This window comes from Enterobacter cloacae complex sp. 309I3 (assembly GCF_050031595.1).
Lineage (GTDB): Bacteria > Pseudomonadota > Gammaproteobacteria > Enterobacterales > Enterobacteriaceae > Enterobacter > Enterobacter cloacae.
On sequence record NZ_JBLGWI010000001.1, the window covers coordinates 3,146,472 to 3,158,981 of the forward strand.

Annotated in this window: 14 protein-coding genes and 1 other annotated feature; of the genes, 10 read left to right on the plus strand and 4 right to left on the minus strand. The window is 55.3% G+C overall.

Annotated features, from left to right (window positions below; all coding sequences use genetic code 11):
- The first annotated feature begins 124 nt into the window (after positions 1–124).
- A complete protein-coding gene (gene sbcB / locus ACQG22_RS14980) occupies positions 125–1,561 on the plus strand; it encodes an exodeoxyribonuclease I (protein ID WP_369706911.1) in 1,437 nt (478 codons plus the stop codon).
- Positions 1,562–1,682: 121 nt separating this feature from the next.
- Here sbcB and ACQG22_RS14985 read toward each other — a convergent pair whose 3' ends face one another.
- From ACQG22_RS14985 to ACQG22_RS15000, 4 genes are all read right to left on the minus strand, one after another.
- Positions 1,683–3,041, minus strand: coding sequence for an APC family permease (locus ACQG22_RS14985; protein ID WP_013097840.1), 1,359 nt, complete (start codon positions 3,039–3,041; stop codon positions 1,683–1,685).
- Positions 3,031–3,093, minus strand: a complete 63-nt coding sequence (gene yoeI, locus ACQG22_RS14990) for a membrane protein YoeI (RefSeq protein WP_099458931.1) — start codon at positions 3,091–3,093, stop codon at positions 3,031–3,033. Before yoeI ends, ACQG22_RS14985 begins: the two co-directional genes overlap by 11 nt.
- Positions 3,094–3,310: 217 nt before the next feature.
- Complete coding sequence (locus ACQG22_RS14995) at positions 3,311–4,240, minus strand: LysR substrate-binding domain-containing protein (protein WP_013097841.1); 930 nt, start codon at positions 4,238–4,240, stop codon at positions 3,311–3,313.
- 41 nt (positions 4,241–4,281) lie between these two features.
- Positions 4,282–5,106 carry an SDR family oxidoreductase gene (locus ACQG22_RS15000; RefSeq protein WP_013097842.1) on the minus strand — a complete coding sequence of 275 codons (825 nt, stop codon included), beginning with the start codon at positions 5,104–5,106 and terminating at the stop codon, positions 4,282–4,284.
- 175 nt (positions 5,107–5,281) lie between these two features.
- Here ACQG22_RS15000 and hisL point away from each other — a divergent pair, with 175 nt between their 5' ends.
- The 9 genes from hisL to hisIE all read left to right on the plus strand — a co-directional run bounded on the left by hisL (position 5,282) and on the right by hisIE (position 12,498).
- The gene (hisL, locus tag ACQG22_RS15005; RefSeq protein ID WP_001364200.1) at positions 5,282–5,332 is read left to right on the plus strand and encodes a his operon leader peptide; all 51 of its coding nucleotides are present in this window, start codon (positions 5,282–5,284) and stop codon (positions 5,330–5,332) included.
- Positions 5,308–5,431, plus strand: a sequence feature (His leader region). It overlaps the preceding gene by 25 nt.
- Positions 5,432–5,476: 45 nt before the next feature.
- Positions 5,477–6,376 carry an ATP phosphoribosyltransferase gene (hisG, locus tag ACQG22_RS15010; protein WP_000886595.1) on the plus strand — a complete coding sequence of 300 codons (900 nt, stop codon included), beginning with the start codon at positions 5,477–5,479 and terminating at the stop codon, positions 6,374–6,376.
- 5 nt (positions 6,377–6,381) lie between these two features.
- Entirely contained in the window at positions 6,382–7,686 is a 1,305-nt protein-coding gene (hisD, locus tag ACQG22_RS15015; protein WP_095427564.1) for a histidinol dehydrogenase, read from the plus strand.
- Positions 7,683–8,744, plus strand: a complete 1,062-nt coding sequence (gene hisC / locus ACQG22_RS15020) for a histidinol-phosphate transaminase (protein WP_369706900.1) — start codon at positions 7,683–7,685, stop codon at positions 8,742–8,744. Before hisD ends, hisC begins: the two co-directional genes overlap by 4 nt.
- On the plus strand, positions 8,741–9,808 hold the full coding sequence (gene hisB, locus ACQG22_RS15025; protein WP_040022544.1) for a bifunctional histidinol-phosphatase/imidazoleglycerol-phosphate dehydratase HisB: 1,068 nt from the start codon (positions 8,741–8,743) through the stop codon (positions 9,806–9,808). Before hisC ends, hisB begins: the two co-directional genes overlap by 4 nt.
- A complete protein-coding gene (hisH, locus tag ACQG22_RS15030) occupies positions 9,808–10,398 on the plus strand; it encodes an imidazole glycerol phosphate synthase subunit HisH (protein ID WP_001103580.1) in 591 nt (196 codons plus the stop codon). The genes hisB and hisH overlap by 1 nt, the downstream gene beginning before the upstream one ends.
- On the plus strand, positions 10,398–11,135 hold the full coding sequence (hisA, locus tag ACQG22_RS15035) for a 1-(5-phosphoribosyl)-5-[(5-phosphoribosylamino)methylideneamino]imidazole-4-carboxamide isomerase (RefSeq protein WP_095439617.1): 738 nt from the start codon (positions 10,398–10,400) through the stop codon (positions 11,133–11,135). The genes hisH and hisA overlap by 1 nt, the downstream gene beginning before the upstream one ends.
- The gene (hisF, locus tag ACQG22_RS15040; protein WP_023620900.1) at positions 11,117–11,893 is read left to right on the plus strand and encodes an imidazole glycerol phosphate synthase subunit HisF; all 777 of its coding nucleotides are present in this window, start codon (positions 11,117–11,119) and stop codon (positions 11,891–11,893) included. The genes hisA and hisF overlap by 19 nt, the downstream gene beginning before the upstream one ends.
- Entirely contained in the window at positions 11,887–12,498 is a 612-nt protein-coding gene (gene hisIE / locus ACQG22_RS15045) for a bifunctional phosphoribosyl-AMP cyclohydrolase/phosphoribosyl-ATP diphosphatase HisIE (protein WP_000954830.1), read from the plus strand. The genes hisF and hisIE overlap by 7 nt, the downstream gene beginning before the upstream one ends.
- Positions 12,499–12,510: the final 12 nt, after the last annotated feature.

A 12,510-nucleotide genomic window follows, 5' to 3' on the forward strand; every position in this document is an offset into this window, starting at 1 on the left:
AAAAAAATGTGACAGAAAGCATGTTTTTCCCGGAACCACGCTCGCAAATTTGCAGCATGGCGGCGCTTTTTATTCGGTCTGTCCCTCACGATCGTTTACCATAGTGACGTCACTTTTTAACAGGATGGTATTACTGGTGTCTGACTCTGCCGCACGCCCGACTTTTTTATTCCACGACTACGAAACCTTTGGCACCCACCCGGCGCTGGACCGACCGGCGCAGTTTGCCGCCATCCGTACTGACGACGAATTCAATATTATTGGTGAGCCAGAGGTCTTTTACTGCAAACCTGCCGATGACTACCTGCCGCAGCCCGGCGCGGTCATGGTCACGGGGATAACGCCCCAGGAAGCGCGGGAAAAAGGCGTTAACGAGGCAGAGTTCGCCCGCCGTATCCACGATCTGTTCACCGTTCCCCATACCTGCGTGGTCGGGTATAACAATATCCGTTTCGATGATGAAGTGACGCGCAACATCTTCTACCGCAACTTCTACGATCCCTACGCCTGGAGCTGGCAGAACCGCAATTCGCGCTGGGATTTGCTGGATATCATGCGCGCCTGTTATGCGCTGCGCCCGGAGGGGATTAACTGGCCGGAAAACGAAGACGGATTGCCAAGCTTCCGGCTGGAGCACCTGACACGCGCCAACGGCATTGAGCACAGTAATGCCCACGACGCGATGGCCGACGTCTATGCCACCATTGCCATGGCGAAGCTGGTCAAAACCGCACAACCACGCCTGTTTGAGTATCTGTTGAGTCATCGCAGCAAGCAGAAACTGATGACGCTGATTGATGTGCCGCAGATGAAACCGCTGGTGCATATCTCCGGCATGTTTGGTGCCTGGCGCGGCAACACCAGCTGGGTGGCACCGCTGGCCTGGCATCCGGATAACCGTAACGCGGTCATCATGGTGGATTTAGCCGGGGATATCTCCCCGCTGCTGGGGCTCGACAGCAATACCTTGCGTGAGCGCCTCTATACCCCGAAAGATGCGCTGGGAGACCTGCCCGCGGTGCCGGTCAAACTGGTGCATATCAATAAATGTCCGGTACTGGCGCAGGCCAATACGCTGCGCCCGGAAGATGCCGACAGGCTCGGGATCAACCGCCAGCACTGCCTGGATAACCTTAAAATACTGCGCGAAAATCCGCAGGTGCGCGAGAAAGTCGTCGCCATATTTGCCGAAGCCGAGCCATTCGTGCCGTCCGAAAACGTGGATGCGCAGCTGTATAACGGCTTCTTCAGCGATGCCGACCGTGCTGCGATGAACATCGTCCTGCAAACTGAACCGCGTAACCTGCCCGCGCTGGACATCACCTTTGCGGATAAACGCATTGAGAAGCTGATGTTTAACTACCGCGCGCGTAACTATCCCGGCACGCTGGATGAAGCTGAGCAGGAACGCTGGCTGCAGCATCGCCGTAATGTGTTTACGCCTGAATATCTGCACAGCTATGCGCAGGAGCTGGAGATGCTTTACGGCCAATACGAAGGGAATGAAGAGAAGCAGGCGCTGCTGAAAGCACTGTTCAAGTACGTACAAGAGATAGTCTGAAATTCAGTGATAAAAAAACCGGAGGCGATGGTCTCCGGTTTTTTTTGCCCGATGGCGCAGCACTTACGCGGACCTACGGGTTTTGTCGGTCGGGTAAGCGTAGCCGCCACCCGACACGGTATTACGCAACGTCTTCGTACTGAGGAACCGGGTTACGGAAGCTCTTCGTCACGCAGGCCAGGTAAACCAGACCAATACCACCCCAGATCAGCCCCAGAATCATAGAGCTCTCTTCCAGGTTAATCCACAATGCACCGACCGTCAGCGCACCGCACATTGGCAGAACCAGGTAATTGAAGTGGTCTTTCAGCGTTTTGTTGCGCTTCTCACGGATCCAGAACTGCGAGATCACGGAGAGGTTAACAAAGGTAAAGGCCACCAGCGCACCAAAGTTAATCAGTGCCGTTGCCGTCACCAGGTCAAATTTAATGGCCATCAGGGCGATTGCGCCCACCAACAGCACGTTCCACGCCGGAGTACGCCATTTCGGATGAACGTAGCCAAAGAAACGGGTTGGGAACACACCGTCACGACCCATTACATACATCAGGCGAGAAACCCCTGCATGCGCAGCCATACCAGAAGCCAGAACGGTAACGCTGGAGAAGATCAGTACGCCCCACTGGAAGGTTTTCCCTGCTACGTACAGCATGATTTCAGGCTGTGAAGCATCCGGCTCTTTGAAACGAGAGATATCCGGGAAGTAGAGCTGCAGGAAGTAGGAGGCACCAATGAAGATCATGCCACCAATCAACGCAGTCAGGAAAATGGCTCGTGGGATCACGCGTTCTGCATCTTTGGTCTCTTCAGACAGAGAAGAGATACCGTCGAAGCCCAGGAACGAGAAGCACAGAATAGTCGCACCGGTGATCATCGGCACCACATGTGCCCCTTCAGACCAGAACGGACGAGAGCTGACCAGCGTGCCCGCGCCTTCACCGTGAGAAACACCGTAAATGATCAAACCCACAATAACCGCAACAATACCCATTTGCAGAATAACAATCAGGGTGTTGAAGTTCGCCACGGTCTTAATGCTGCGCAGGTTAGAGATGGTCATAAAGGCCACTAACGCAACAACAAAGAGCCACGACGGTACGGAAGGTACCAGCGCTTCGAAGTAAATTTTTGCCAGCAGAATGTTGATCATCGGCATGAACAGGTAGTCCAGCAGCGATGACCAGCCCACCATAAAGCCAACCGCCGGGCTAATGGATTTCTGGGCATAGGTGTAGGCAGAGCCTGCAGACGGGAAACGGCGAACCAGTTTACCGTAGCTCAGCGCTGTAAAGAGAATAGCGACCAGTGCAAAGGCATACGCCGTTGCCACATGACCGTCAGTAAGGCCTGATACGATACCGAATGTATCGAACAGCGTCATTGGTTGCATATAGGCAAGGCCCATCATAACAACCGGAATCAACGTAAGTGTTTTACGTAATTCCACGCGAGAGGTGTTTGGAGTTGCGTTATGCGACATAGTTATTCTCCTTTACGGTGATAACCGCCACGTAAGCGAAAAATTGCCCCATTTCTTTCTTCCTCAGCGACAACAACTGTCGGATTTTAGTAAATATCTATCCGGTACGAAGCCCGGCCTCTTGGTTTTTAGTTTCGTTTCATACATGCAAAAAAAAATAACCGACGCCTTTTATATCGTCGATTATTCCTTTGGTTGCTGCGGCGCATTTTGCCCCACATCAGATACAAAACGCAATACTTTACAAAGGCATTGTAAATATTCCTGCGCTAACTGGCTGATTTGTGGACGCTGCTCTGCGTATAGACAGCGGCGATAGCACTATTTGCTAAAATTTCGTCCCGCCACCAGGCGCTGGCTAACCCCGCCGTTTGTTCATTCCAGCCAACCCAGACCGATTCATTACTGCTTTGAGCCAGGACCTGTTTTTCAATCAGCGCGCCGCTATCAAGAAATCGCTGCGCCAGATAGCGAGGTAAATAGCCGCAACCCAGCCCACTGATTTGCAATTCCAGCTTGGTTTTAAAATCAAAAACGGTAATGGCCTCCTGCTCATCAAGCAGCTGCGACGATACGGCACATTCCGGCCGTGAACTGTCGCCCACCACAATGGCACGGTAACCTTTAATAACGCGCCGGTTAATGGGCTCAGGCTCCCGGGCCAGCGGATGATGCGGAGCAACCGCGAAAACTTGCTCAAGTATCCCGAGGCGGGCAAACCCAAAATCGCTCAGTTGAGGAGGTTCATGTAATGCGCCGACGATGATATCCGCCCTCCCCTGAACCAAGGCCTCCCAGGAGCCGCCCAGTACACCATTAATAAAAATCAGCCGGGTCACGCTGTGGCGCTGATAAAACGCTTCAATTAGCGGCGTCAGCAGGGAAAATGGAAAAGTATCGTCAACGCCAATCACCAGTTCATTTTCCCAGCCCTGATGAAGTTTGATGGCCTGTTTTTCCAGTTCGCGGACGGTGTGCAGCACTTCACGCCCTTTTTCCAGCAGCATTTGTCCGGTGCGGGTAAAGCGGGCCCGGTGGCCAGAGCGATCGAGGATCTGGATATTCAGATCGCTTTCCAGTTTATGAACCGTGTAGCTCAGCGCTGAAGGGGTTTTGTAGAGCTTCGCTGAGGCAGCCGCAAAGCTGCCTTCTTTTTCCAGTGCATCCAGAATAATGAGAACATCCAGCAGCGGTTTCATGTTCGCCCCCTTCCGGTGTGCGATAGATTCCGCCGGAGGACTTATGCCATGGGCATCACCAGCGGATCGGGATACTGATACTCAAAACCCAGTTCATGACAAATGCGGTTGCCATCGACAATTTTGCCTTTGCTTTCGTCCTTTGTCTCACCAAAAACGGGTGGCGCCAGACCCAACTGACGCGCCATCAGCGGGTAAAATGTGCTTCGCGCAGGATGAGAGGGTGCACATATATTATAGATGTGCCCGCCCTTTGGAGCCTGTAAGAGGAGCTCAATTGCCCCGACAACATCGTCTAAATGCACAAGATTCACCACGTGTTGCCCATCGGGGGCAGACTTGCCGGCAAAAAAGCGTCCCGGGTGTCGTCCTGGGCCAACCAGCCCCGCCAGACGCAGGATATCTACCTGCGTTCCCGGCAGGTTGTGCAGCCAGTCTTCCAGCTCTTTCAACACTTTTCCGCTCGCGGTAACAGGACGGCGCTCGGTAGTCTCCTTCACCACACCTTCAACATCACCGTAGACCGAGGTTGAGCTGGTAAAAATAATACGCGGCACATCGTGTGCCAGCGCACTGTCGACAATCTCCTGCATCGCCTGCAGATAGAATGATTCGCCCGGGCCGCTGCGACGCGCGGGAAGCGTAATGACCAGCGCATCCACATTCATCAGCGTGTCCAGATCGTCAGTATCACATACCAGCTCTGGTTCAAGACGCAGCTCGACGCCATCAATACCGCACATGCGCGCCGCCTCCACGCCATCCGCCGTGGTTTTGCTCCCGGTCACATGCCAGCCTTTCGCGGCTAATGACATCGCCAGCGGCATTCCCAGCCATCCTAAACCGACAATCGCGACCTTTTTCATGTGAATTCTCCTGACTCTCACTCGTCTCTCATAAGGCTACGCCAGCACAGCAGAACACACAATTCATAGCATCAATATGAAATGAATTAATGATCAAAAAAAGCCCTTGCAATGTGTCATACAACTGGTTTAGGTTAAAAGACATCAAATGAATAAGCATTCATCGAGAATTTATATGACACGCGTTCAATTTAAACACCACCATCATCACCATCATCCTGACTAGTCTTTCAGGCGATGTGTGCTGGAAGACGTTTGGATCTTCCAGTGGTGCATGAACGCATGAAAAAGCCCCCGGAAGATCTTCTTCCGGGGGCTTTTTTTTGGACCAAATTCAGACAGATTAAAACAGGTTAACGAGGAATACAGAATGTTAGATAACTCACGTTTACGCATAGCTATTCAAAAATCAGGCCGTTTAAGTGATGATTCACGCGAACTGCTGGCCCGCTGCGGGATTAAAATCAACCTGCACACCCAGCGCCTGATTGCCCTGGCTGAAAACATGCCCATCGACATTCTGCGCGTGCGTGATGACGATATCCCGGGCCTGGTGATGGACGGTGTCGTTGACCTTGGCATCATCGGTGAAAACGTACTGGAAGAAGAGCTTCTGACGCGTCGCGCTCAGGGTGAAGATCCGCGTTACTTCACCCTGCGTCGCCTGGACTTCGGCGGCTGCCGCCTGTCGCTGGCAACACCGGTTGATGAAGCCTGGGATGGCCCGGCCGCGCTGAACGGCAAACGCATCGCTACCTCCTACCCTCACCTGTTAAAACGCTATCTGGATCAGAAAGGCGTGCAGTTTAAATCCTGTCTGCTGAATGGTTCTGTTGAAGTCGCGCCGCGTGCGGGCCTGGCGGATGCCATTTGCGACCTCGTCTCCACCGGTGCCACCCTGGAAGCGAACGGCCTGCGCGAAGTGGAAGTGATCTACCGCTCCAAAGCGTGCCTGATCCAGCGTGACGGCGAAATGGCCGATGCCAAGCAGCAGCTGATCGACAAACTGCTGACCCGTATTCAGGGCGTGATTCAGGCGCGTGAATCCAAATACATCATGATGCATGCACCAACCGAACGTCTGGACGAAGTGATCGCCCTGCTGCCAGGTGCTGAGCGCCCTACCATTCTGCCACTGGCGGGCGATCAGCAGCGTGTGGCGATGCACATGGTCAGTAGCGAAACGCTGTTCTGGGAAACCATGGAAAAACTGAAGGCACTGGGCGCAAGCTCCATTCTGGTGCTGCCAATTGAGAAGATGATGGAGTAATTGCCATGAGCTTTAACACTATCATTACCTGGAATGAGTGTACTGACGAACAGCAGCGCGAGCTGTTAATGCGCCCGGCCATCAGCGCCTCCGAAAGCATCACCCGTACCGTGACGGAGATCCTCAATAACGTCAAAACCCGTGGCGATGACGCGCTGCGGGAATACAGCGCAAAGTTTGATAAAACGGAAGTTGATGCATTAAAGGTTACCGAACAGGAAATCATTGATGCCAGTAATCGTCTGGGTGATGACATCAAACAGGCAATGGCCGTCGCGGTGAAAAACATCGAGACCTTCCACGTCGCGCAGAAACTGCAGACCGTTGATGTGGAAACGCTGCCGGGCGTGCGTTGCCAGCAGGTGACCCGTCCGGTCGCCTCGGTGGGTCTTTACATCCCTGGCGGCTCCGCCCCGCTGTTCTCAACCGTATTAATGTTGGCCACCCCGGCGCGTATTGCTGGTTGCCAGAAAGTGGTGCTCTGCTCCCCACCACCGATTGCCGATGAAATTCTCTATGCTGCAAAACTCTGCGGCGTGCAGGAAGTGTTTAAAGTCGGCGGCGCGCAGGCGATTTCTGCCCTCGCGTTTGGCACAGAATCTATCCCGAAGGTCGACAAAATTTTCGGCCCGGGTAACGCCTTTGTCACCGAAGCCAAGCGCCAGGTCAGCCAGCGTCTTGATGGCGCGGCCATTGATATGCCTGCGGGTCCGTCGGAAGTGCTGGTGATTGCCGACAGCGGCGCCACGCCGGATTTTGTGGCGTCTGACCTGTTATCCCAGGCGGAACACGGCCCGGACTCTCAGGTGATTTTACTGACGCCAGATGCCGATATGGCCAAACGCGTGGGTGAAGCCGTAGAGCGTCAGCTTGCCGACTTACCCCGCGCCGATACGGCACGCCAGGCGTTATCCGCCAGCCGCCTGATTGTGGCGCGCGATCTTGACCAGTGCATCGCTATCTCCAACCAGTACGGCCCGGAGCACCTGATTATTCAGACCCGCAACGCGCGCGACCTGGTCGACAGCATCACCAGTGCAGGTTCGGTTTTCCTCGGCGACTGGTCCCCGGAGTCTGCGGGCGATTACGCCTCCGGCACCAACCACGTTCTGCCGACGTATGGTTACACCTCGACCTGTTCCAGCCTGGGTCTGGCCGATTTCCAGAAACGCATGACCGTGCAGGAACTCTCCCGTGAAGGGTTTGCCTCGCTGGCGTCCACCATTGAGACGCTGGCTGCCGCCGAGCGCCTGACCGCCCACAAAAACGCCGTTACGCTGCGCGTTGCAGCCCTGAAGGAGCAAGCATGAACATTGAAGAATTAGCGCGGGAAAATGTCCGTCGACTGACGCCTTATCAGTCTGCTCGTCGCCTGGGCGGCAACGGTGATGTCTGGCTGAACGCCAACGAATTCCCGACAGCGGTACAGTTTGAGCTGTCACAGCAGACGCTGAACCGTTATCCGGAGTGTCAGCCAAAAGCAGTGATTGAAAACTATGCGCAATATGCGGGCGTGAAGCCGGAGCAGGTGCTGGTCAGCCGCGGTGCGGATGAAGGCATTGAGCTGTTGATCCGCGCGTTCTGCGAGCCGGGTAAAGATGCGGTGATGTATTGCCAGCCTACCTACGGCATGTACAGCGTCAGCGCGGAAACCTTTGGCGTGGCGTGCCGTAACGTGCTCTCCCTGGAGAACTGGCAGCTGGACCTGCAGGGAATTGCCGACAATCTGGACGGCGTGAAGGTGGTCTTTGTCTGTAGCCCCAACAACCCGACCGGGCAAATTATCAACCCTCAGGATATCCGTACCCTGCTGGAGATGACCCGCGGCAAAGCACTGGTGGTCGCCGACGAAGCCTATATTGAGTTCTGCCCTCAGGCGACGCTGGCCGGCTGGCTGGAAGAGTACCCACACCTGGTGGTGCTGCGTACGCTGTCGAAAGCCTTTGCGCTCGCAGGTCTGCGCTGCGGGTTTACGCTGGCCAATAAAACGGTGATCGACCTGCTGCTGAAAGTGATCGCCCCCTATCCGCTTTCTACTCCCGTGGCTGACATTGCCGCTCAGGCCCTGACCCCGCAAGGGATTAATGCGATGCGTGAACGTGTGGCGCAAATCCTGGAAGAGCGACAGTACCTGGTGACCGCCCTGAAAGCGATCCCTTGCGTAGAGCAGGTGTTCGACTCTGAAACCAACTACCTCCTGGTTCGCTTTACCGCCTCCAGTGCCGTATTTAAATCTTTATGGGATCAGGGCATTATCTTACGTGATCAAAATAAACAACCTTCTCTGAGCGGCTGCCTGCGTATTACCGTAGGTACCCGTGCAGAGAGCCAGCGCGTGATTGACGCACTGAAAGCGGAGAAAGTATGAGCCAGAAGATCCTCTTTATCGACCGAGACGGCACCCTGATTTCGGAGCCACCAACCGATTTTCAGGTCGATCGTTTCGACAAACTGGCTTTTGAACCAGACGTGATCCCGGTGCTGCTGAAACTGCAGAAAGCCGGATATAAGCTGGTGATGATCACCAACCAGGACGGTCTGGGTACCGACAGCTTCCCGCAGGCCGACTTTGACGGCCCGCATAACCTGATGATGCAGGTACTCACCTCTCAGGGGGTGGTATTTGATGAGGTGCTGATTTGCCCACACCTGCCTGCCGATGCGTGCGACTGCCGCAAGCCGAAGGTGAAACTGGTAGAACGCTATCTGCTGGAAGATGTCCTGGATAAAGCCAACAGCTATGTCATTGGCGATCGCGCCACCGACATTACGCTTGCCGAAAATATGGGCATCGCCGGGCTGCGCTACAACCGCGACGATCTCAACTGGGCGAAGATTGGTGAGCAGCTCACCAAACGTGACCGCTACTCGCACGTAGAACGCAACACCAAAGAGACACAGATTGACGTGAAGGTGTGGCTGGATCGCGAAGGCGGCAGCAAGATCCACACCGGGGTGGGTTTCTTCGACCACATGCTGGATCAGATTGCCACCCACGGCGGCTTCCGCATGGAGATTACGGTTAAAGGCGATCTCTACATTGACGATCACCACACCGTTGAAGACACCGGTCTGGCGCTGGGCGAAGCGCTGAAGCTGGCCCTGGGCGACAAACGTGGCATCAACCGTTTTGGGTTTGTTCTGCCAATGGATGAGTGCCTGGCGCGCTGTGCGATGGATATCTCCGGTCGTCCTCACCTGGAATATAAAGCCGATTTCACCTACCAGCGCGTGGGCGATCTCAGCACCGAAATGGTGGAGCACTTCTTCCGTTCATTGTCCTACACCATGGGCCTGACGCTACACCTGAAGACCAAAGGCAAGAACGACCACCACCGAGTGGAGAGCCTGTTCAAGGCCTTTGGCCGTACCCTGCGCCAGGCAATTCGTGTGGAAGGTGACGCCCTGCCCTCATCAAAAGGAGTGCTGTAATGAATGTGGTGATTCTGGATACCGGATGCGCCAACCTGAACTCCGTGAAATCGGCCATTGCGCGCCACGGCTACGAGCCGGTGGTGAGCCGCGACCCGGACGTCGTGCTGCGCGCAGACAAACTCTTCCTGCCTGGTGTAGGCACCGCGCAGGCGGCGATGGATCAGATCCACGAGCGTGAACTGGTCGATCTCATCAAAGCCTGTACCCAGCCAGTGCTCGGGATTTGCCTGGGTATGCAACTGCTCGGCCGTCGTAGTGAAGAGAGCAACGGCGTCGAACTGCTGGGTATTATTGAAGAAGACGTGCCAAAAATGGCCGATCACGGTTTACCACTGCCACATATGGGCTGGAACCGCGTTTATGCGAAAGCGGGTGACAGACTGTTTCGCGGCATTGAGGATGGCGCTTACTTCTACTTCGTGCACAGCTACGCCATGCCGGTGAATCCTTACACCATCGCCCAGTGCAATTATGGCGAGGCGTTTACCGCGGCAGTGCAGAAAGATAACTTCTTCGGCGTGCAGTTTCACCCGGAACGTTCGGGTGCCGCAGGCGCTCAGCTGCTGAAAAACTTCCTGGAGATGTGATGATTATTCCCGCTTTAGACTTAATTGACGGCACGGTTGTTCGTCTTCATCAGGGTGATTACGGCCAGCAGCGCGACTACGGTAACGATCCGCTGCCCCGCCTGCAGGATTATGCCGCTCAGGGTGCGCAGGTGTTGCACCTGGTGGATTTAACGGGCGCGAAAGAGCCGGCAAAACGCCAGATCCCACTGTTAAAAAAACTGGTGGCGGGCGTGGATGTCCCCGTACAGGTTGGTGGCGGTGTGCGCACGGAAGATGACGTTGCGGCACTGCTGGACGCCGGCGTGGCGCGCGTGGTGGTCGGCTCGACGGCGGTCAAAGACCCCGACACGGTGAAAGGCTGGTTCCGCCGCTTTGGTGCCGACGCGCTGGTGCTGGCCCTGGATGTCCGTATCGATGAACAGGGCAATAAGCAGGTAGCGGTCAGCGGCTGGCAGGAGAACTCTGGCGTCTCCCTGGAGGAGCTGGTGGATATTTATTTGCCCGTTGGCCTGAAGCACGTGCTGTGCACCGATATCTCCCGCGACGGCACGCTGGCAGGCTCTAACGTTTCTTTATATCAAGAAGTTTGCGCCCGCTATCCGCAGGTGGCGTTTCAGTCCTCTGGCGGCATAGGTGATATTAATGACATCGCCGCACTGCGCGGGACCGGCGTCAAGGGTGTGATTGTGGGCCGGGCCCTGCTGGAAGGAAAATTTACTGTGACGGAGGCGATTCAATGCTGGCAAAACGGATAATCCCTTGCCTGGACGTACGTGACGGCCAGGTCGTAAAAGGCGTGCAGTTCCGCAACCACGAGATCATCGGCGACATCGTCCCACTGGCAAAACGCTATGCCGATGAAGGTGCAGACGAGCTGGTATTTTATGATATCACCGCCTCCAGCGATGGCCGCGTGGTGGATAAAAGCTGGGTCGCGCGCGTCGCAGAAGTCATTGATATTCCGTTCTGCGTGGCGGGCGGGATTAAGTCTGCAGAAGATGCGGCGAAAATCCTCTCCTTTGGTGCCGACAAAATTTCAATCAACTCCCCTGCGCTGGCCGATCCGGAGCTGATTACCCGTCTGGCCGATCGCTTTGGCGTGCAGTGTATTGTTGTCGGGATCGACACCTGGTATGACGCGGCCACCGGCAAGTATCACGTCAACCAGTATACCGGCGACGAAAGCCGTACCCGCGTGACCCAATGGGAGACGCTGGACTGGGTCCAGGAAGTGCAGAAACGTGGCGCGGGCGAAATCGTGCTGAACATGATGAACCAGGACGGCGTGCGTAACGGGTATGACCTCGAGCAGCTGAAAAAAGTGCGTGAGGTTTGTCATGTCCCGCTGATCGCCTCCGGCGGTGCGGGCACTATGGAGCATTTTCTGGAAGCCTTCCGCGATGCAAACGTTGACGGCGCGCTGGCGGCTTCCGTGTTCCACAAACAGATTATCAATATTGGTGAGTTAAAAACGTACCTGGCCGACCAGGGCGTGGAGATCAGGGTATGTTAACAGAGCAACAACAGGCGCAGCTGGACTGGGAAAAAACGGACGGATTATTGCCCGTGGTTGTCCAGCATGCCGTTTCCGGTGAAGTGCTGATGCTGGGATACATGAACCAGGAGGCGCTGGCGAAAACGGTCGACAGCGGCAAAGTGACCTTCTTCTCGCGCACGAAACAGCGCCTGTGGACCAAAGGGGAAACCTCTGGCCACTTCCTGAATGTGGTTAGCATTACGCCGGATTGTGACAACGATACTCTGCTGGTTCTGGCTAACCCCATCGGTCCGACCTGCCATAAAGGTACCAGCAGCTGCTTCGGAGAGGCAAGCCACCAGTGGTTGTTCCTGTATCAACTGGAGCAGTTACTGGCTGAGCGTAAAACGGCAGATCCTTCCAGCTCGTATACGGCGAAGCTGTATGCAAGCGGCACCAAGCGTATTGCGCAGAAAGTGGGTGAAGAAGGCGTTGAGACCGCGCTGGCCGCGACGGTGCATGACCGCGAAGAGCTGACCAACGAAGCGTCTGATTTGATGTATCACCTGCTGGTGCTGCTGCAGGATCAAGAGCTGGATTTGACGGCGGTGATTGAGAATCTTCGTAAGCGGCATAAATAAAAAAACCGGGGA